General features: G+C 68.4%; 19 protein-coding genes. 14 read left to right on the forward strand and 5 right to left on the reverse strand.

All coding sequences use genetic code 11. The features are described from left to right. Window positions 1-66 precede the first annotated feature (66 nt). Both QTI51_RS02085 and QTI51_RS02090 read left to right on the forward strand, forming a co-directional pair. Window positions 67-642 carry an NUDIX domain-containing protein gene (locus QTI51_RS02085; RefSeq protein WP_116908385.1) on the forward strand — a complete coding sequence of 192 codons (576 nt, stop codon included), beginning with the start codon at window positions 67-69 and terminating at the stop codon, window positions 640-642. Further along, complete coding sequence (locus QTI51_RS02090; protein WP_116908384.1) at window positions 632-865, forward strand: sulfurtransferase TusA family protein; 234 nt, start codon at window positions 632-634, stop codon at window positions 863-865. The genes QTI51_RS02085 and QTI51_RS02090 overlap by 11 nt, the downstream gene beginning before the upstream one ends. An 83-nt stretch (window positions 866-948) precedes the next feature. On the opposite strand, the gene galU is transcribed toward QTI51_RS02090, so the two are convergent. Both galU and QTI51_RS02100 read right to left on the reverse strand, forming a co-directional pair. Beyond that, a complete protein-coding gene (galU, locus tag QTI51_RS02095; RefSeq protein WP_116908383.1) occupies window positions 949-1839 on the reverse strand; it encodes a UTP--glucose-1-phosphate uridylyltransferase GalU in 891 nt (296 codons plus the stop codon). A 114-nt stretch (window positions 1840-1953) separates the two neighbouring features. Beyond that, window positions 1954-4833, reverse strand: coding sequence for a valine--tRNA ligase (locus QTI51_RS02100; protein ID WP_116908382.1), 2880 nt, complete (start codon window positions 4831-4833; stop codon window positions 1954-1956). A gap of 105 nt (window positions 4834-4938) precedes the next feature. Between QTI51_RS02100 and yaaA the strand changes: the two genes are divergently transcribed. The 9 genes from yaaA (at window position 4939) to QTI51_RS02145 (ending at window position 13524) form a co-directional block, all read left to right on the forward strand. Beyond that, window positions 4939-5721, forward strand: a complete 783-nt coding sequence (gene yaaA, locus QTI51_RS02105; protein ID WP_116908381.1) for a peroxide stress protein YaaA — start codon at window positions 4939-4941, stop codon at window positions 5719-5721. Then, on the forward strand, window positions 5721-6563 hold the full coding sequence (locus tag QTI51_RS02110) for a 2OG-Fe(II) oxygenase (protein ID WP_116908380.1): 843 nt from the start codon (window positions 5721-5723) through the stop codon (window positions 6561-6563). Before yaaA ends, QTI51_RS02110 begins: the two co-directional genes overlap by 1 nt. A gap of 41 nt (window positions 6564-6604) precedes the next feature. Beyond that, window positions 6605-7543 carry an alpha/beta fold hydrolase gene (locus QTI51_RS02115; protein WP_116908379.1) on the forward strand — a complete coding sequence of 313 codons (939 nt, stop codon included), beginning with the start codon at window positions 6605-6607 and terminating at the stop codon, window positions 7541-7543. After that, the gene (gene queF / locus QTI51_RS02120) at window positions 7540-8430 is read left to right on the forward strand and encodes an NADPH-dependent 7-cyano-7-deazaguanine reductase QueF (RefSeq protein ID WP_116908378.1); all 891 of its coding nucleotides are present in this window, start codon (window positions 7540-7542) and stop codon (window positions 8428-8430) included. The genes QTI51_RS02115 and queF overlap by 4 nt, the downstream gene beginning before the upstream one ends. Window positions 8431-8569: 139 nt before the next feature. After that, window positions 8570-9460 carry a LysR family transcriptional regulator gene (locus tag QTI51_RS02125; protein ID WP_116908377.1) on the forward strand — a complete coding sequence of 297 codons (891 nt, stop codon included), beginning with the start codon at window positions 8570-8572 and terminating at the stop codon, window positions 9458-9460. A gap of 13 nt (window positions 9461-9473) precedes the next feature. Continuing rightward, complete coding sequence (locus tag QTI51_RS02130) at window positions 9474-10361, forward strand: LysR family transcriptional regulator (RefSeq protein WP_116908376.1); 888 nt, start codon at window positions 9474-9476, stop codon at window positions 10359-10361. Between the two features lie 127 nt (window positions 10362-10488). Beyond that, window positions 10489-11643, forward strand: coding sequence for a mandelate racemase/muconate lactonizing enzyme family protein (locus QTI51_RS02135; protein WP_116908375.1), 1155 nt, complete (start codon window positions 10489-10491; stop codon window positions 11641-11643). An 84-nt stretch (window positions 11644-11727) separates the two neighbouring features. Beyond that, complete coding sequence (locus QTI51_RS02140; RefSeq protein ID WP_116908570.1) at window positions 11728-12750, forward strand: Bug family tripartite tricarboxylate transporter substrate binding protein; 1023 nt, start codon at window positions 11728-11730, stop codon at window positions 12748-12750. Window positions 12751-12816: 66 nt separating this feature from the next. Next, entirely contained in the window at window positions 12817-13524 is a 708-nt protein-coding gene (locus QTI51_RS02145; RefSeq protein ID WP_116908374.1) for an arylmalonate decarboxylase, read from the forward strand. 33 nt (window positions 13525-13557) lie between these two features. Here QTI51_RS02145 and QTI51_RS02150 read toward each other — a convergent pair whose 3' ends face one another. Together QTI51_RS02150 and QTI51_RS02155 are read right to left on the reverse strand one after the other, a co-directional pair. After that, window positions 13558-14925 (reverse strand): MmgE/PrpD family protein, encoded by a 1368-nt coding sequence (locus tag QTI51_RS02150; RefSeq protein WP_116908373.1) that lies wholly within the window; start codon window positions 14923-14925, stop codon window positions 13558-13560. 92 nt (window positions 14926-15017) lie between these two features. Then, on the reverse strand, window positions 15018-16181 hold the full coding sequence (locus QTI51_RS02155; protein WP_116908372.1) for an acyl-CoA dehydrogenase family protein: 1164 nt from the start codon (window positions 16179-16181) through the stop codon (window positions 15018-15020). A 252-nt stretch (window positions 16182-16433) separates the two neighbouring features. On the opposite strand from QTI51_RS02155, the gene QTI51_RS02160 reads away from it, so the two are divergent. Continuing rightward, on the forward strand, window positions 16434-16622 hold the full coding sequence (locus QTI51_RS02160; protein ID WP_286513025.1) for a DUF3606 domain-containing protein: 189 nt from the start codon (window positions 16434-16436) through the stop codon (window positions 16620-16622). A 159-nt stretch (window positions 16623-16781) separates the two neighbouring features. After that, window positions 16782-17507 (forward strand): hypothetical protein, encoded by a 726-nt coding sequence (locus tag QTI51_RS02165; protein ID WP_116908370.1) that lies wholly within the window; start codon window positions 16782-16784, stop codon window positions 17505-17507. On the opposite strand, the gene QTI51_RS02170 is transcribed toward QTI51_RS02165, so the two are convergent. Then, window positions 17450-18697, reverse strand: a complete 1248-nt coding sequence (locus QTI51_RS02170; RefSeq protein ID WP_116908369.1) for a DNA topoisomerase IB — start codon at window positions 18695-18697, stop codon at window positions 17450-17452. The genes QTI51_RS02165 and QTI51_RS02170 overlap by 58 nt on opposite strands. A 153-nt stretch (window positions 18698-18850) precedes the next feature. Here QTI51_RS02170 and QTI51_RS02175 point away from each other — a divergent pair, with 153 nt between their 5' ends. Then, window positions 18851-19933: a purine-nucleoside phosphorylase gene (locus tag QTI51_RS02175; RefSeq protein ID WP_116908368.1), complete on the forward strand. Its 1083-nt coding sequence runs from the start codon at window positions 18851-18853 to the stop codon at window positions 19931-19933. Window positions 19934-19953 lie beyond the last annotated feature (20 nt).

Genomic DNA, 19953 nt, shown 5'->3' on the forward strand with positions numbered 1-19953 from the left:
CCGTCAACCCGCCATCCGCCCGCTCGCTCGCCAGCAGGCGCGGCCATAAAATGAAAAGAGACTTCCATGCCCCATCCCAAGTTCTGCCAGGTCTGCGCCACGCCGCTCGAGTGGATCGCGCTGATGGAAGACGGCGGCCCCAAGGAGCGGCTGCGCTGCCCCAACTGCGGCCACACGCACTGGAACAACCCCACGCCCGTGCTCGCCGCCATCGTCGAGTACCGCGGCCAGGTGCTGCTGGCGCGCAATGCGGCATGGCCGGGCAAGATGTTCGCGCTGATCACCGGCTTCATGGAAGCCGGCGAAACGCCCGAGGAAGGCATCGCGCGCGAGGTGAAGGAAGAAACCAACCTCGACGTCAGCGCCACCAAGCTGGTGGGGGCCTACGACTTCCAGCGCATGAACCAGATCATCATCGCGTACCACGTCGTGGCCGACGGCGAGGTCAAGCTCTCGCCCGAACTGGTCGACTACCGCCTGTACGACCTGCCGGACCTGAAGTGCTGGCCCGCCGGCACCGGCTACGCGCTGGCCGACTGGCTGCGCACGCGCGGGCACGAGCCGGTGTTCTTCACCGCGGCGGAAAACGAAGAGCGCCGCCGCGGCCTGAACCTGCCGCCGGAGCCAGGCAATGCCAGCTGAAGTCGACCGCGAACTCGACACGCGGGGCCTGAACTGCCCGCTGCCCATCCTCAAGGCGAAGAAATCGCTCAACGACATGGCGAGCGGCCAGCTGCTCAAGGTGGTGTCCACCGACCCCGGATCGATCCGCGACTTCCAGGCCTTCGCGCGCCAGACGGGCAACGAACTGGTGGAGCAGCAGACGGTGGGGAGCGACTTCATCCACGTCCTGAAGCGCCGCTGATCCGGCAGCAGAAAAGCAAAAGGGCCGCAGCAGCGGCCCTTTTCACAAGCGTGTTCAGCGCAACCGCGCGCTGACGCGCACGCTTACAGCTTCAGGCTCTTGAGGTACTCGCGAAACTCCGCGCCCACCTCGGGGTGCGCCAGCGCCAGCTCCACGGAGGCCTGCAGGAAGCCTTCCTTGCTGCCGCAGTCGTAGCGGATGCCCTTGTACGAATAGGCGTAGACCGATTCCTTCTTCATCAGCGCAGCGATGCCGTCGGTCAGCTGGATCTCGCCGCCCGCGCCCTTGGGCTGGTTGCGAATCTCGGCGAACACGCCCGGCGTGAGGATGTAGCGGCCGGCCACGCCCAGGCGCGACGGTGCGTCTTCGGGCTTGGGCTTTTCCACCATGTGGCTGACCTTGACCAGGCCGTCCTCGATGGCGTCGCCGGCCACGATGCCGTAGCGCTTCACGTGTTCCAGCGGCACTTCCTGCACCGCCAGCAGCGAGCTGCCCAGGCGGTCGAAGGTGGCCGTCATTTGCGCCAGCACCGGCTGGCCGCCGACGGGGCCGACCATCAGGTCGTCCGCCAGCAGCACGGCGAAGGGCTCGTTGCCCACCAGGTGCTCGGCGCACAGCACGGCATGGCCCAGGCCCAGCATGCGCGGCTGGCGCACGTACGAGCAGGTCATGTCGTCGGGCATCACCGAGCGCGCGATGTTCAGCAGGGCGGTCTTGCCGCTGGCCTCGAGCTGGCTTTCGAGCTCGTAGGCGGTGTCGTAATGGTCTTCGATGGCGCGCTTGTTGCGGCCCGTGACGAAGATCATGTCGCGAATGCCCGCGGCATACGCTTCTTCCACGGCGTACTGGATCAGCGGCTTGTCCACCACCGGCAGCATTTCCTTGGGCTGTGCCTTGGTGGCGGGCAGAAAGCGGGTGCCAAAGCCCGCCACGGGAAATACAGCCTTGCGGATACGTGTCGATGGTGTGGACATGGGCAGGTTCTGCTTCAGTTTTGTTGGAAGAAGGTAAGTAAGTGCGCCGGGCGCGCTGGAACAGCAAGCAATTGCTGAACCAGCATCCTAAACGCCCCCGATTTCACACGTCTGTCAGCCGAGGCGCACAAGCTGGTCGCGCAGGCGCTCCAGCGTGGCGCTGAAGTCGGCCAGGCGCTTGCGCTCCTGGTCGATCACCGCAGGCGGCGCCTTGGCCACGAAGGCCTCGTTGCCCAGCTTGCCGTGCACCTTGGCAATTTCGCCTTCGATGCGCGCAATTTCCTTGCCGATGCGCAGCTTCTCCGCAGCCTTGTCGATCTCCATGTGCAGGCACAGGCGCACCGCGCCCACCACCGCCACGGGCGCCGCCTCGGCCGCGGCCTGCCAGGAGGCCTCGTCGTCGAAGACCTTCACTTCCTTGAGCTTGGCCAGCGCCTGCAGCACCGGCGCCGATTCGCGCAGGAAGGCCGCGCCCTCGGCATCGTCGGCCACCGCGTACAGCGGCAGGCGCATGGCGGGCGACACGTTCATCTCGCCGCGCAGCGTGCGGCAGGCGTCGACCAGGCCCTTCAGCCGTGCCACGTGCGCCTCGGCGGCTTCGTCGATCTTCTCGGGCTGGCTCTTCGGATACGCCGCCACCATGATCGACGCGCCCTCGCGGCCCGCGACCGTCGACACCTTCTGCCACAGCTCTTCGGTGATGAACGGAATCACCGGGTGCGCCAGGCGCAGCAGCGTTTCCAGCGTGCGGATGAGCGTGCGGCGCGTGGCGCGCTTTTGCGAATCGTCGCCGGTCTGGATCTGCACCTTGGCAATTTCCAGGTACCAGTCGCAGAACTCGTCCCAGGCGAACTGGTAGATGGCGTTGGCCACGTTGTCCAGGCGATATTCCTCGAAGCCCTTGGCCACCTCGGCTTCCACGCGCTGCAGCTGCGACACGATCCAGTAGTCGGCGCGGCTGAACTTCAGGTAGCCGTGGGCCGGGCCGCCGACCTTGCAGTCTTCCTTGGTGTGCTCCAGCAGGCCGCAGTCCTGGCCTTCGCAGTTCATCAGCACGAAGCGCGTGGCGTTCCAGAGCTTGTTGCAGAAGTTGCGGTAGCCCTCGCAGCGCTTCGAGTCAAAGTTGATGCTGCGGCCCAGGGATGCCAGCGAGGCGAAAGTGAAGCGCAGCGCATCGGCGCCGAAGGCCGGAATGCCCTCCGGGAATTCCTTCTGCGTGTTCTTGCGCACCGCGGGCGCGGTCTCGGGCTTGCGCAGGCCCTGCGTGCGCTTGTCGAGCAGCTCGGGCAGCTGGATGCCGTCGATCAGGTCCACCGGGTCGAGCACGTTGCCTTCGGACTTGCTCATCTTCTTGCCCTGCGCGTCGCGCACCAGGCCGTGGATGTACACGTGCTTGAACGGCACCTTGCCGATGAAGTGCTTGGTCATCATGATCATCCGGGCGACCCAGAAGAAGATGATGTCGTAGCCCGTCACCAGCACGGTGGAGGGCAGGTACAGCTCGAGGTCCTGCGTCTTCCCGGGCCAGCCCAGCGAAGAGAAGGGCACCAGGGCCGACGAGTACCAGGTGTCGAGCACGTCCTCGTCGCGCACCAGCGTCTTGCCCGGCGCCTTGGCTTGCGCGTCGGCCTCGTTCTCGGCCACGTACACGTTGCCGTCCTCGTCGTACCAGGCCGGAATCTGGTGGCCCCACCAGAGTTGGCGCGAGATGGTCCAGTCCTGGATGTTCTCCATCCAGTGGTTGTAGGTGTTGACCCAGTTCTCGGGCACGAAGCGCACCTCGCCCGACTTCACCACGTCGATGGCTTTCTGCGCGATCGACTGGCCGTCGGCGCCGGGGCGCGTCATGGCCACGTACCATTGGTCGGTGAGCATCGGCTCCACGATGGCGCCTGAGCGCGCGCAGCGCGGCACCATCAGCTTGTGCTTCTTCACCTCGACCAGCAGGCCCAGCGCGTCCAGGTCGGCCACGATGGCCTTGCGCGCCACGAAGCGGTCCAGCCCGCGGTACTTCTCGGGCGCGTTGTCGTTGATGGTCGCGTCCAGCGTGAGGATGCCGATCACCTCCAGCTTGTGGCGCTGGCCGACGGCGTAGTCGTTGTAGTCGTGCGCCGGCGTGACCTTGACCACGCCCGTGCCGAAGGCCTTGTCGACGTAGTCGTCGGCAATGATCGGAATCAGCCGGTCCACCAGCGGCAGCTTCACGCGCTGGCCGATCAGGTGCTTGTAGCGGTCGTCTTCCGGGTGCACCATGACGGCGGTGTCGCCCAGCATGGTCTCGGGGCGGGTGGTGGCCACGGTCAGCGTGCCGCTGCCGTCTTCCAGCGGGTAGGCGATGTGCCAGAGCGAGCCGTCTTCCTCTTCGCTTTCCACCTCGAGGTCGCTCACCGAGGTCTTGAGCACCGGGTCCCAGTTGCCCAGGCGCTTGCCGCGGTAGATCAGGCCTTCTTCGTACAGCTTCACGAAGGTGTGGGTCACCACCTTCGAGAGGTCGTCGTCCATGGTGAAGTATTCGCGGCTCCAGTCGACCGTGTCGCCCATGCGGCGCATCTGCTCGGTGATGGTGTTGCCCGACTTTTCCTTCCATTCCCACACGCGCGCCACGAAGTTCTTGCGGCCCAGGTCATGGCGGCTGACCTTCTGCTCCTGCAGCTGGCGCTCCACCACGATCTGCGTGGCGATGCCCGCGTGATCGGTGCCCGGCACCCACACGGTGTTGTCGCCCTTCATGCGGTGGTAGCGCGTGAGGCTGTCCATGATCGTCTGGTTGAACGCATGGCCCATGTGCAGCGTGCCCGTCACGTTGGGGGGCGGCAGCTGGATGGCGAATGCGTCGGCGCCGTCCTTGGGTTGCTGCGTGCCGCGGAAGCCCGCCTTGGCGTAGCCGCGCTTTTCCCATTCCGGGCCCCAGTGCGCCTCGATGGCGGCGGGTTCGAAGGATTTCGACAGGCTGTCGAGGCCGGGTTGGGCAGGGGGGGTGATGGGTTCGCTCATGGGGAATGCAAAACGGCACCCTCGGGTGCCGTTGGTGACAGGGTGGGATTGCCGGGGATTTTACCGGCGCCGTTCCGCGTCACGGCAGCCACTCATAATTCCGGGATGCTCTTCCTGCTCTCCCCTGCAAAGTCGCTCGACTACGACACCCCGGTCCCCTCCGAAATCCCCGCCACCCAACCCCATTTCGAATCCGCCCGCGGCCCCTCGGTCGAGCTGATCAAGCTGCTGCGCGAGAAGTCGCCCCAGCAGGTCTCCGAGCTCATGCACCTGTCGGACAAGCTCTCCGCGCTGAACGTGGCCCGCTACGAGGCCTGGGCCAGCAAGAGCACCCTGAAGAACGCGCGCCAGGCGGCCTTCGCCTTCGACGGCGATGTGTATGGAGGCCTCGACGCCCGCACGCTCACCCCGGCGCAGCTGGCCTGGGCGCAGGACCACATCGGCATCCTGAGCGGCCTGTACGGCCTGCTGCGCCCGCTCGACCTGCTGCAGCCCTACCGCCTCGAAATGGGCACCCAGCTGGCCAACCGCCACGGCAAGGACCTGTACGCCTTCTGGGGCTCGCGCATCGCCGAGCACCTGAACGAGCGCCTGGCGGCCGACCGCACGCCGGTGGTGGTGAACGTCGCTTCGCAGGAATACTTCAAGTCGGTCGACCGGAAGGTGCTCAAGGCCCGCGTGGTCGAATGCGTGTTCGAGGAGTGGAAGGGCGACAAGTACAAGATCGTGAGCTTCTTCGCCAAGCGCGCCCGCGGCCTGCTGGCCCGCTGGGCCGTGCAGCACAAGGCCGCCACGCCCAAGGCACTGGAAAAGTTCGACCTCGAAGGTTATGGTTTCGCCGCAGAGGTATCCACGGCCGAAAGGCTGGTGTTCAGGAGGAAAGTCTGATGTCCCAACCGATCAGCCCGGAGCTGCGCGAATGGCTGGTGGCCCAGCTCGCGGCCGGGCACTCGGTGCCAGCGTTGCGCGCTTCGATGCGCGCGGCCGGCTGGCACGACGCTGCCGCCGACGTGGCGCTGGCACAGCTCGAAGCCGGTTTCCCCAACGTCGAGGTGGCGCTGGCGCCCGCGCGCACAGAAATGCCCGGGCCCGACCTGGACGGCGCGCCGCTGTACATCGACGCCGGCGACCGCCGCGTGCAGGTGCTGCAGACCATGCGCCACCCGCGCGTGGTGGTGTTCGGCAATCTGCTGTCCGACGAGGAGTGCGACAGCCTGATCGCCGCGGCGCGCGTGCGCCTGGCGCGCTCGCTCACCGTGGAGACCCGCACCGGCGGCGAGGTGCTCAACGTCGACCGCACCAGCGACGGCATGTTTTTCGAGCGCGGCGAGAACGAGACCGTCGCTCGCCTGGAGCAGCGCCTCGCCACGCTGCTGCGCTGGCCGCTCGAGTTCGGCGAGGGCCTGCAGATATTGCGCTACGCCCCCGGCGCGCAGTACCGCCCGCACTACGACTACTTCGACCCCGGCGAGAGCGGCACGCCCACCATCCTGAAGCGCGGCGGCCAGCGCGTGGCCACGCTTGTCATGTACCTGCAGGAGCCCGAGGGCGGCGGTGCCACCACCTTCCCCGACGTGGGCCTCGAGGTGGCGCCCGTGCGCGGCACCGGCGTGTTCTTCAGCTACGACCGGCCCGACCCCGTCACCCGCACGCTGCACGGCGGCGCGCCGGTGCTGGCGGGCGAGAAGTGGGTCGCCACCAAGTGGCTGCGCGAGCGCGAGTTCAAGTAGACAGCCAGTAGACCCCCTCACACCAAGGACCCAAGGACCGGATGAAAGTCACCGCCAACGGACTGCAGATCGAAGTCGACGACACCGGGGGCGAGGGCCGCCCCGTCATCCTGCTCATCATGGGCCTGGGCATGCAGCTGGTGGCCTGGCCCACCGCCTTCGTGCAGCAGCTGGTGGACGCGGGCTTTCGCGTGGTGCGCCACGACAACCGCGACATCGGCCTGAGCCAGGGCTTCGACCATGCGGGCACCGGCAACGTGGTGTGGCAAACGATTCGCCATCGGCTCGGGCTGAAGGTGCACTCGGCCTACACGCTGCAGGACATGACGCTCGACTCGATCGGAGTGCTCGACGCGCTGGGCATCGAAAAGGCCCACATCGTGGGCGCGTCGATGGGCGGCATGATCGCCCAGCGCCTGGCCGCCACCGCGCCGCAGCGCACGGCCAGCCTCGTGAGCATCATGAGTTCCAGCGGCGCGCGCGGCCTGCCCGGCCCGCGCCGCGAAGTGGCCGCCATGCTCATGCGCCGGCCGCGCGGGCGCAGCGAGAGCGATCTGGTGGCGCACAGCATCCGGCTGCTGCGGCTCATCCAGAGCCCGGCCTATCCGCAGACCGACGAAGCGCTGGCCGAGCGCCTCACCTTCGGCCTGCGCCGCTCGTACCATCCGGCCGGCCTGATGCGCCAGATGCTCGCCATTGGCGCCGACGCCGAACGCCCGCAGGTGCTGCCGCGCATCCACGTGCCCACGCTGGTGCTGCACGGCGACGCCGATGCGCTGGTGCCCATCGCCTGCGGCCAGGACACGGCGAAGCGCATTCCGGGCGCCAGGTTCGTCGCCGTTCCCGGCATGGGCCACGACCTGCCGCCCGAGGTGTGCACCATCCTCGCCAACCACATCGCCCCGTTCGCCCACGCCGCGGACACCGCGGACACGGCGCACCCCGCGGACACCGCGTTCGCCAAGGACACAGCCCCATGAGCCACGACAACCCCCACAACCCCGAAACGCTCCACAACACCAACACCCCCGAGCAATCGCAGCTCGGCCGCGCCTCCGCCTACGCCGACCGCTACGACCCCACGCTGCTGTTCCCCATCGCGCGCGCCACGCAGCGCGAGGCCATGGGCATCAAGCCCGACGCCTTGCCCTTCTTCGGCGCCGACCTGTGGACCGCCTTCGAGGTCAGCTGGCTCAACGCCCGCGGCAAGCCGCAGCTGGCCATCGCGCACTTCACCATTCCGTGCGAGACGCCCAACATCATCGAGAGCAAGAGCTTCAAGCTCTACCTCAACAGCTTCAACAACAGCACCTTCGCCAGCGTCGACGAAGTGCGCGAGCACCTGCGCACCGACCTGGCCGAGGCCGCCTGGCGCGGCAGCGACCGCTCGGGCGGCATCGGCGTGACGCTGCTGGCGCCCGACCTGTTCGACCGCGAGCCGGTGCACGAGCTCGACGGGCTCGACCTCGACCGCCTGGACATCGAGTGCACCCACTACCAGCCCGCGCCCGAGCTGCTCAGCAGTGACACCACGCAGGTGCACGTGAACGAAACCTTGACCAGCCGGCTGCTGAAGAGCAACTGCCTGGTCACCGGCCAGCCCGACTGGGGCAGCGTGCAGATCCGCTACAGCGGCCCGCCCATCGACCAGGCCGGGCTGCTCGCGTACATCGTGAGCTTTCGCAACCACAACGAGTTCCACGAGCCCTGTGCCGAGCGCATGTTCACGGACATCTGGAGCCGCTGCAAGCCGGTCAAGCTCGCGGTGTACGCGCGCTACACGCGCCGCGGCGGGCTGGACATCAACCCCTTCCGCACCAGCTGGCCGCAGGCGTTGCCGGCGAACATCCGCACCGCGCGGCAGTAGGCCGGGGCGTGCGCAGCGCCTTCAGCCGGGTGATGGGCGGCTCTGTGCGCGGCGCCATGCGCGGCTGTGTATGCGGCTGTATATGTGGCTCGATGCGCCGGACAATGCGCGTTCCTCCCGCTTTCCTGTGGCCCCTCCGGTGAACCTGCACTTCGACCTGTTCGACCTGAAACTGTTCGTCTACGTGGCGGAGGCGCGCAGCCTCACGCGCGGCGCCGAGAAGGCCTGCATTTCCCTGGCCGCCGCCTCCACCCGCATCAAGCAGATGGAAGAAGCCGTAGGCGGCAAGCTGCTGCACCGCAGCGCGCAGGGCGTGAGCCTCACGGCCGCGGGGCAGGCCGTGCTGTACCACGCCAAGCGCGTGATGCAGCAGATGGAGCACCTGCGCTGCGACATGCAGGACTTCGGCAAGGGCATCAAGGGCCACGTGCGGGTGTTCGCCAACACCACCTCCATCACCGAATACCTGCCCCAGAAGCTCGCGGGCTTTCTCACGCAGCACCCGGCGGTGCAGGTGGACCTGCGCGAATACCTGAGCGAGGAAATCGTGCGCGCCGTGGCCGACGGCGAGGCCGACATCGGCATCCTGGCCGGCGACGTGCACACCGGCGACTTCGACGCGCGCGCCTTCGGCAGCAACCAGCTGGTGCTGGTGGTGCCCGTGGCGCATCACCTGGCCGGCGCGGCTTCGGTGGCCTTCGCCGACACGCTCGACGAGCAGCACGTGGGCCTGCACCACGGCAGCGCCATCCACCGCTTTCTGCAGCGCCGCGCCGAGCTGGCGGGCCGCGGCTTCAACCCGCGCATCCAGGTCAGCAGCTTCGAGGCCATCTGCCTGATGATCGAAGCGGGCGTGGGCGTCGGCGTGCTGCCGGCGTCTTCGGCGCAGCGGCTGTCGATGGCCATGCGCATCGCCACCGTGGCGCTCAGCGACGCCTGGGCCGAGCGCGAGCTCAAGCTCATCGCGCGCAACCGCGAGCAGCTGCCGGCCTCCGCGCGCGAGCTGTTCGACCACCTCGTCGCACCCTGAAGGCACCCAAGCCATGTCCGCCGACCTGAAGTCGCTGCGCCTGTTCGTCACCGTGGCCGACCACGGCAGCATCAGCGAAGGCGCCAAGCGCTGCCACATCGCGCTGGCCGCCGCCAGCAAGCGCATTTCCGACCTCGAGGCCCGCGCGCGGCTGCCGCTGCTGGTGCGCCATGCGCGCGGCGTCACGCTCACGTCGGCGGGCCACGGCCTGCTGCTGCACGCGCGCTCGGTGCTCTCGGCCATGGACCGGCTGGGCGCCGAGCTGGACGACTTCCAGAACGGCGTGGCCGGCGTGGTGAGCATCACGGCCAATGCCTCGGCCATCGCGCAGTTCCTGCCCGCGCAGATCGGCTCCTTCTTGCGGTTGCACCCTGTGCTGAAGATCGACCTGCAGGAGCGCGCCAGCACCGAGGTGGTGAAGGCCGTGCAGGCGGGGCTGGCCGACATCGGCGTGATCGAGGGCCACACCCAGGCCGACGGCCTGGAGTGCCTGCCGTACCGCACCGACGAGCTGGCCGTGGTCATCGCGCGCGACCATCCGCTGGCGCGGCGCAAGCGCATCGGCGTGGCCGAGGTGCTGGTGTACGACCACATCGTGGTGCGCGAAGGCACGGCGCTGCACCGCGTGCTGCTGGCCGCAGCGCTGGAAGCGCAGGTGCCGCTGAAGGTGCGCATGCAGGTGGGCAGCTTCGACATGGTGTGCCGCATGGTGGAGCAGGGCATCGGCATCGGCGTGCTGCCCTATGCGGCCATCCTGCCGCAGCTGCAGAACATGAAGCTGCGCTGCCTGAAGCTGGACGCCCCCTGGGCGATGCGCCGCCACCTGCTGTGCGTGCGCCGACAGCAGGAGCTGACCGTGGCCGCGCGCTCGGTGCTGGAGCACCTCGGCCGGCCTGATTGAGCTCCTGAGACCCTGAGCCCTTTAAGACCCTGAGCCTTCGCGCCGCGCGAAGGCTCGAAGTCGCCAAAAACGAATTGTTCTCCCGCGGCCCGCGCGCAAAGATGCGTGCAAACCAAAGGAGACAACCTTGAAGATCGTTCGCGTCAGCGCCACGCCGCTGAACATTCCCGTGACCGTCGACGTGGTCGGCCTGAACAAGCAGACCTCGCTCTCGCTGTGCCTGACCGAGATCGAGACCGACACCGGCCTCGTGGGCCATGGCATGACGGCCATCACCGAGGAAGAAATCATTGCCGCCGCCGTGCGCGAGGTGGCCGGCCCCGCGCTCATCGGCGAAGACCCGATGGCCACCGAGCGCCTGTGGGACAAGCTCTACTGGCTGCTGTCGCCGCGCGGGCAGACCGGCTACGCGAGCCACACCATCGCCGCGCTCGACATCGCCCTGTGGGACCTGAAGGCCAAGGCGCTCGGCCAGCCGCTGTGGCGCCTGCTGGGCGGCGCGCGCGCCAAGGTGCCGGTGTACGCCACCTTCGGCTTCGGCTTCTTCGAGCGCGACCAGCTCGCCGCCGCCGCCAGGCTGTGGGTGTCGCAAGGTTTCCAGCGCCTGAAGATGACGGTGGGCAACCACGCGCTGGCGCGCCGCGACGAGCCGCGCCCGCTCGACGAGGTCATAGCCGAAGACGTGCGCCGCGTGGCCGCCGTGCGCGAGGCCGTGGGCCCCGACGTGAAGCTGTACGTCGACGCCAACTGCGGGCTGGACCTGTTCCACGCCACCGAGCTGGCGCAGCGCATCGAGCCCTACGGCATCACCTTCTTCGAGGAGCCGCTCACGCAGAACGACGTGCGCCAGATGGCGCAGCTGCGCGCGCGCACCCGCATCCCGCTGGCCTGTGGCCAGAACGAGGGCCTGGCCTTCCGCTTTCGCGACCTGCTGGTGAACCAGGCGGCCGACGTGCTGCAGCCCAACGTGACCATCTCGGGTGGCTATTCGCAGTGCCTGAAGATCGCAGGCATGGCGCAGGCCTTCAACGTGCCCATCGACAACGGCGGCGCCTGGCCCTTCCACAACATGCACCTGCATGCGGGCGTGTCGAACGGCGGGCTGGTCGAGTACCACTACGTGGCGGTGCAGATGCTCAAGCAGATCTTCGACGGCCTGCCGGTGCCCGACCAGGGCTGGCTCACGCTGCCCGAGACGCCGGGCCTGGGCTTCGTGCCCAATGCCGAACGCGTGCGCGAGCTGGCGAAGCTGCCGACCTCGCACGGCAAGGGCAAGGCCTGAGCGGCAAGCTCTTTTTCTCGAACGACTTTTCTTCACGACCAGGCCGCGCAGACGGCCGGCGAACCCGACCACAACGGAGACATGATGAAAGACAGACAAGCAATCCGCCCGCCACGCCGGCAGGGCCTGCGCACGGCGATGGCACTGGCCCTGGCCTCGGGCGCCGCCACGCTCGCGACGCTCGCCGCCCCGGCGGCGTGGGCCCAGAAGTACCCCGACAAACCCATTCGCCTCGTGGTCGGTTATTCGGCCGGCGGCGGTGTCGACGCGGTGGCGCGCCTGCTCGGCGTGCGCCTGTCGGCCGCCCTGGGCCAGCAGGTGCTGGTGGAGAACCGCACCGGCGCCACCGGCCTTATCGCGGCCGAGTTCGTCGCCAAGGCCCCCGCCGACGGCTACACGCTGATGATGGGCGACAGCGCCTTGCTGATCGCCAAGCTGCTGCAACCGAAGATCGGCATCGATCCGCTCACCAGCTTCAAGCCGGTGGCCGGCGCCTTCGTGTCGCCGCTGATGATCGTCACGGGCAACGACTTTCCGGCGAAGACGCCGGCCGAGCTGGTCAAGGAAATCAAGGCCAATCCGTCGCGCTACTCGTACGCCACCTCGGGCGTGGGCACCGTGCAGCACCTGGGGTTCGAAATGCTCAAGCAGGCCACCGGCAGCACGGTGGTGCACGTGCCGTACCGCGGCGCCGCGCAGATCGTGCCCGACGTGATCGGGGGCCAGATTCCCATCGGCGTGGTGAGCGCCACGGCCGGCATGGCGCAGGCCAAGGCGGGCAAGCTGCGCGCGCTGGCGTTGATGAACACGGCCAAGCTCGACGGCGTGGAAGGCGTGCCGCCGCTGGCCGACGCGCTGCCTGGCTTCGACGTGGCGCCGCGCATCTTCGTGCTTGCGCCTGCGGGCACACCCAACGACGTGGTCGACAAGCTGTCGGCCGCGGTGAAGTCCGTGCTCGACACGCCGGATGCCGGCACCGCCGCGGCCACGCTGGGCACGCTGCGTGCCTACGCGACGCCGGCCCAGCTGGGCAAGGACATGGCTGCTGAAACCACGCGGTGGAAAAAGATCATTGCTGATCAACACATCGTGGCCGAGGGGAACTGACGTCCGCGGTTCACCCGCCCCGAAAAGGAGCACGCGTGCAAAGCAACCCAATCTGGAGCCAATGAAATGACCACACCGCTTCTAGGCCTCATCGTTCCCCCCGCAGCCGGCGCAGTGCCGGTAGACGGCCCGCTCCTGTACGGCGACCGCATCCGCTTCACGGCAAAAGGCCTGGGTCTCGGAGAGATTTCCACGCGCGGTTACCTCGACGTGATCGACTCGGTGGTCGAGAAAGCGGTCGCGCTCAAGCAAGAGGGTGTGAGTGCGGTCTCGCTCATGGGCACCTCGCTGAGCTTCTTTCGGGGGGCGGCATTCAACCGGCAACTCGAAGTCGAGATGGCGCGCGCCACCGGGCTTCCCTGCACCACGATGAGCAACGCCATCGTCGGCGCGCTGCGGCACCTGAACGTGCGGCGCGTGGCAGTGGCCACGGCGTACATCGACGAGGTCAACGTGCACCTGCGCAAGTACCTGGAGCAGAGCGACTTCGAACCGCTCGCGCTCGAAGGCCTGTCGATTTCCGATGTGCAGGCCGTGGGCGAGGTGCCCACGCAGGTGCTGGTGGACCTGTGCGTGAAGGTGTTCGAGGCGCAACCCGGCGCCGACGGCATCCTGATCTCCTGCGGTGGACTGGTCACGCTCGACGCGGTGCGCGAGGTGGAAGCGCAGCTCGGCGTGCCCGTGGTGTCCAGCTCGCCCGCGGGCTTCTGGGACCTGGTGGGCAGCGCGGGGCTCGATGCGCGCTCGCCTGGGCAGGGGCGACTCTTTGCCTGATTTCGCCTGATCTGGCCTGACCAGGCCCAGGGCTCAGCCCAGCCAGCGCCCCACGCGCGGCGCGGCTTCCAGTTGCCACACCCGCTCGCACAGCGCCTTCGCCTCTTCGGCCGTGGCGCCCTCGCCGTAGTGCGCAAGGCGCTGCATCTTGTCTTCGATCTCGGCGCGGCTCAGGCTGTTGCCCGGGTCGCCCTTGGGTTCGTCGACGCGGCCGTGCAGCGTGCGGCCGTCGGCGGTCTGCACGCTCACCTTGCCGATCCAGCGCGCGGGGTAGGCGGCGTCGACCTCGTCGTCGAGCTGCATGCTCACCTTCTCGCGGAAGGCCGAGACCTCGGGCGACACGAAGTCGCGGTCGAACTCGCCCAGGCCCGCGCGGCCGTGCACCGCGATCAACCCCAGCACCGTGCCCATCGAGAACTTGCCCTGGTGCACGGTGGTCGGCACCGTCACGCGGCCCAGCACGTCGATGGCGCCCTGGTGCACGTGCGTGGTCACGCGCGACACGTCGGCGGGTGCGAGCCTGTGCTGCGTCATCACCTGCAGCAACGCGTCGGCGGCGGGGTGGGTGTGGCGGCACGAGGCGTGGTACTTGAACGATGTTTCGGCCAGCGTCCAGCGCGTGCCCAGGCCGTCGGTGAGCTTCGCTGGGTCGGCATCGCTCGACATGCCCACGCCCAGGCCCTGCGCGCCTTCGAGGACCTTCGCCGCGCCGGTGAATCCGTCTTGCGCCAGGTAGGCCGACATCAGGCCGCTGGAGGCCGCGTGCGCGCAGTGCAGCTGCTTGGAGTCGGCCGCGTCGCGCAAGAACTCCCACACGCCGGCCGACTGCGTGCCCGCCGAGCCGAAGGCATGCAGCATCTGCTGCGGCGTGAGGTCCAGCAGCCGGCCCACCGCAGCGGCCGCGGCCAGCGTGCCGGCCGTTGCCGTCGTGTGAAAGGTCTTGTAGTGCGAGCGGCCCAGGAACTCGCCCACGCGAATGCCGACCTCGTAGCCCGCGACCACGGCCGCGAGCAGTTGCGCGCCGCTGGCGCCGATGCTCTGCGCCACGGCCAGCGCGGGCGCGATGACCACGGCGGCGGGGTGGAACACCGAGCCGTTGTGCACGTCGTCCTGCTCCACGAAGTGCGAGGCCGCGGCGTTCACCATGGCCGCGAACAACGGCGAACTGGTGCGGCGCGAGGTGAGTATTTCGCTCGGCCCCTCGGCCGGCCCCATCGCCTGCGCGAAGCGCTCGATGCTGCGGATGGGCCGCGCCGTGCGCGCCGCGAGCACCGAGCCCAGCCAGTCGAGCATCAGGTCTTCGGCGCGGCGCAGCACCGGGGCGGGAATGTCGGCGAATTGCAGTTCGGCGGCGAAGGTCGCAAGCGTCTTGCTGGGATGGTCGGTGGCAGAAGAAGTCATGAAGGGTCCTTTTCGTGGAACACCGAGGAACCGGCTTGGCTGGCCCTCAGGTGTGGCCCCCGGCAGGGGGCTGGCGAAGCCTGGGGGGCGAATCAAAACGACCGGGGCAGGCCGAGCATGTGTTCGGCCACGTAGCTCAGGATGAGGTTGGTCGAAATCGGCGCCACCTGGTACAGCCGCGTCTCGCGGAACTTGCGCTCGATGTCGTATTCGCACGCAAAGCCGAAGCCGCCGTGGAACTGCAGGCAGGCATTGGCCGCCTCCCAGCTCGCCTTGGCCGCGAGGTACTTCGCCATGTTGGCCTGCGCGCCGCAGGGCTGGCGCGCGTCGAACAGCCGGCAGGCCTCGTAGCGCATGAGGTTGGCCGCCTCGATCTCGATGAACGCCTCGGCAATCGGAAACTGCACGCCCTGGTTCTGGCCGATGGGCCGGCCAAACACCACGCGCTCCTTGGTGTAGGCCGTGACGCGGTCGATGAACCAGTAGCCGTCGCCGATGCATTCGGCCGCGATCAGCGTGCGCTCGGCGTTCAGGCCGTCGAGGATGTACCTGAAGCCCTGGCCTTCCTCGCCGATGAGGTTCTCGGCAGGAATCTCGAGGTTCTCGAAGAACAGCTCGTTGGTCTCGTGGTTGACCATGTTGAGAATGGGCTGCACCGTGAGCCCCTTGCCGATGGCCTCGCGCAGGTCGACGATGAAGATCGACATGCCTTCGGACTTCTTCTTCACGTCCGCCAGCGGCGTGGTGCGCGCCAGCAGGATCATCAGGTCCGAATGCTGGATGCGCGAGATCCACACTTTCTGCCCGTTGACGACGTAGCGGTCGCCCTTCTTCACGGCCGTGGTCTTGATCTTGGTGGTGTCGGTGCCGGTGGTGGGCTCGGTGACGCCCATCGATTGCAGGCGCAGTTCGCCGCTGGCGATGCGGGGCAGGTACTCGCGCTTTTGCGCCTCGCTGCCGTGGCGCAGCAGCGTGCCCATGTTGTACATCTGGCCGTGGCAGGCGCCGGAGTTGCCGCCGCAGCGGTTGATTTCTTCCATGATCACCGAGGCCTCGGTCAGGCCCAGGCCCGAGCCGCCGTACTCTTGCGGAATCAAGGCGGCCATCCAGCCGGCCTTGGTGAGCGCGTCGACGAACTCGGCGGGGTAGCCGCGCGCCTCGTCGACCTTGCGGAAGTAGGCGTCGGGAAACTGCGCGCACAGGTCGCGCACGGCATCGCGGATGTCGGGGTAGCTCTTGTCGTTGGCGTTGTTCATGGCGACGAATCTAGCCCTCCCTCGGGGGCAGTGGCTCTCTGATTGCGAAACCCTCCCTTCGGAAAATGCAGATGCTCACGAAAGGGCGAAGGAGGGCGCAGGAGGGCGCAGGAGGGCGCAGGAGGGCGCGGGAGCTCGCCCGCGGCGGGCGGGGTACCGCTCGGACTTCTCCTGCACGCGGCTGCGCCGGCGTCCTCCACCCCGCGGGTGCGGACCGCCGCATCGTGGTGCCTTCTACAAAAGGAAAACACCATGGCCGATGACCTGAGCAAACGCGGGCCGCAGGATGCGCGCCGCATCAACGTGAACGAACTGCACGAAGTGCGCTACTGGACCCAGACGCTGGGCGTGACCGAGGCGCAGCTGCGCTCGGCCATTGCCGCGGCCGGCGTCGAGGTGAAGGACGTCAGCGTCTACCTCGGCAAGCCCGAGCGCGCTTGAGGGCGCCGCTTTCGCGGCCCGGGCCGAAGGGGCTTCGTAGGCTCGCTCCTACAGCCTTTGCCGGGGGGCGGCACCATACTCGTATTTCCCCTCTCGTTTCAGGAAGTACCCCGTGACCGTGACCGTGCCCTTCAACCCGACGCCCGTGGCCGCCGCGCGATGAAGTCTTCTCCCAGCGCGCGCAGCTGGATCGCCGCCGGCGTGCGCCACGAATTGCTCACCCGGGCGCTGCCCGCCCTCCGGCACGACATGGCGGCACCGGTGTCGGTGATTCGCATGGCGCTGCTGATGCTCAAGCGCCAGGTGGCCGCCGCCACCATCGACCCCGCCGCCTGCGAAGAGCGCGTGGCCCTCATCGACAACCAGGTGGGTGAACTGGTCGAGGCCATCCGCTCGCTGCGCGACTGGGAGCTGGCCACCACCGACGACGGCATCACCCGCAGCGCGCTGGTCGCGCAGTGCGTGATGCTGATGCGCTCTGCCTTCGACCTGCACGGCGTGTCGCTGGACACCGACGCCGCGCTGGACCCGCAGGAGCCGCAAGACGAGCAGCACAAGGAGCACAAGGAGCGCGAAGAACAGGAAGAGCACCGCTGGCCTTCGGCCGCTGCCTTGCGCTACCTGTTCCTCGGTGCCTTGGGCTACCTGCACGATTCCGCCGCCGAGGCCGGTTCGATCCGCATCGAGGCCGACGGCGCCAACGCCCTGCGCCTGCAGGCCGTGCCGCGCGAGCCCGGCACCACGCACGCGGTGCTCGACGCGCACCGCGCGCCGCGCGCACTGGCCATCGACGCCGTGGCGATGCAGAACCTGGCCGAAGACCTCGGCTACGCCGTGACCCTGGACGGCGGCAGCGTGCGCCTGGTGCTCGCCACCGGCAACTGAGCTTTCCTGGCCCCCGTGCCTCGGGGGCCTGGCTTGCTCGTGCCGCCCTTCGTCACCTTCGCAACCTTCGTCACGGCGCGCCGCGCGCGCCCCTGGCCCTGGCGGTGCGCCTTCAGAAAGGCCAGCATGCGCCGCTCCGCCGCATGCAGCCCGCGCGAAGGCCGCGCCTGGCTGCTGCCGCCGATCTTCTCGAACAATGCGCCCGTGGCCTCGTCGCCATCGGACAGCGCGCTGCCCAGCGCCAGCACGGCGGGGTGCACATAGGCCTTCTTGCAGACCGCCGGCGTGTTGCCCAGCTGCTTGGCCACGGCCGCCAGGATGTCCTTGGCGGTGTAGCGGCTGCCGTCGGCCGCGGTGCGTCCCGGTTCGCAGGCCAGCCGCGTGAGCTCCAGCGCCTGCACCGTGCCGTGCCAGGTGCGGAAGTCTTTCGCGGTAAAGCGCTCGCCGCGCGCAGCTTCGGCCAGGTAGTCGTTCACGTCGGTGGACGACACGCTGTGCGGTTCGCCGTCTTCGTCCGCGTACTGGAACAGGGCCTGCCCCGGCAGCTGCTGGCACTGGCGCACCACCTTGGCGACGCGCGGGTCGTCCAGCCTGGCTTCGTGCATCACGCCGCTCTTGCCCTTGAAGCGCAGCCGCAGCGCCTGGCCCTGCACCGCCGCATGGCGGTTGCGCAGCGTGGTGAGGCCGTAGGAGCCATTGCTGCTCGCGTACTCCTCGTTGCCCACGCGCATGAGCGTGGTGTCCAGCAGGCGCACCAGCGCCGCCAGCACCTGGTCGCGCCCGGGCGTCTTCTGGCCGCGCGGCAGCTTCAGGTCGCGTGCCACGCGGGCGCGGATGCGGGGCAGCGCCAGGGCGAAGGCCTCGAGGCGGTCGAACTTGGTCTCGTCCTTCATCGAGCGCCAGTCGGCGTGGTAGCGGTACTGCTTGCGCCCGCGCGCGTCGATGCCCGTGGCCTGCAGGTGGCCGTTGGGCAGCGGGCAGATCCACACCTGCGTGTAGGCCGGCGGAATAGCGAGCATGCGGATGCGCGAGATCTCGTCGACGTCGCGCAGCCAGCGCCCCTTGGCGTCCCGGTAGCGAAAGCGCTCGCCGTGCTTCAGGCGCTGGATGCCCGGCATCTCGGGGGTCACGTAGACCAGTCCGTTGGCGATGGGCGTGGGCTTCGACGGTGGGGTGGAGGCGGCCGGCATGGGGTGGGGTGCGTGAGATGAAGCGAATGACACACCGCTTTTGCCAGCGCCGACAATCGAGGGTTGTAGGACGCCGCAAGAGCAGGCCGTGCGCTGGGCGCGCTTGTTGCTCTGGTGACGGCGTCTCTTTTTTCTTCGCCATCGAGTGCCCCCATGACTTCTTTCTCGTTTTTCGCCTTCAACGCCCGCTGGCTGGCCGTGCCCGCCGCGGCGCTGCTCTTCACCGCGTGCGCGTCCACGTCCACCCCTACGTCCACGCCGGTGGCTTCGGCACCTGCGGCATCGCCCGCATCGGCCGCGCCGGCCGCGCCGGTGAAGGTCAAGGTCTTCGTCGCCGCCATGTTCGAAATCGGCCAGAACACCGGCGACCGTGCCGGCGAGTTCCAGCACTGGTACGAGCGCTACTGGAAGGGCGCCAGGCCCATCGCCGTGCCCGGCGCGCTGCAGCCCGTGTACTGCAACGCAGACGGCGTGTGCGGCGCGGTGCTGGGCATGGGCAAGGTCAACTCGTCGTCGTCGATGCAGGCCATCCTGCTGAACCCGCAGCTCGATTTCTCGCAGGCCTACTACGTCATCTCCGGCGTGGCCGGCACCCCGCCTTCGCGCGGCACCATCGGCGAGGTGAGCTGGGCCACTTGGCTGGTCGACTACGACCTCGGCCACCGCTGGGCCCCTGAAGAGAATAAGCCCGGCGAGCCCACCTTCATGCCGCGCAAGGGCTACGAGGAATACCGCCGGTTCAGGCTCAACCCCGACCTCGTCAGCTGGGCCATGAAGCTCTCGGGCAACACACCGCTCAAGGACTCCGAGTCGGCCCGCAAGTACCGCCTGCGCTACCCCGACGCCGCCGCGCGCCGCGCCCCCTTCGTGGGCACCGGCACGCACATGACCGGCGACACCTTCTTCCACGGCCCGGGCATGTCGAAGCAGGCGCAGTACATCGCCAAGCTCTACGGCGCGGACGACTACGTCATCACCGAGATGGAAGCCGCCGCCATCACCCTGGTCATCAAGCGCACCCACGGCACCGACCGCGTGATGAGCCTGCGCGGCGCGGTCAACTTCGACCAGGGCAGCCCGAAGGAAACCACGCTGCAGCACCTGGACCCTGCGCCGGGCGAGACGGCGGGCGGGTTTGCCGAGACGGTGGAGAACATCGAGCTTGTTGGCAGCCGGGTGGTGGACCACATCGTTTCGAATTGGCCGGTCTGGTCGGCGGGCGTGCCGAAGCCTTGAGCGTGTCTGGGGCGTTTGTT

This window comes from Variovorax sp. J22G73 (assembly GCF_030317035.1).
In the GTDB taxonomy this organism is placed as follows: Bacteria; Pseudomonadota; Gammaproteobacteria; order Burkholderiales; family Burkholderiaceae_C; genus Variovorax.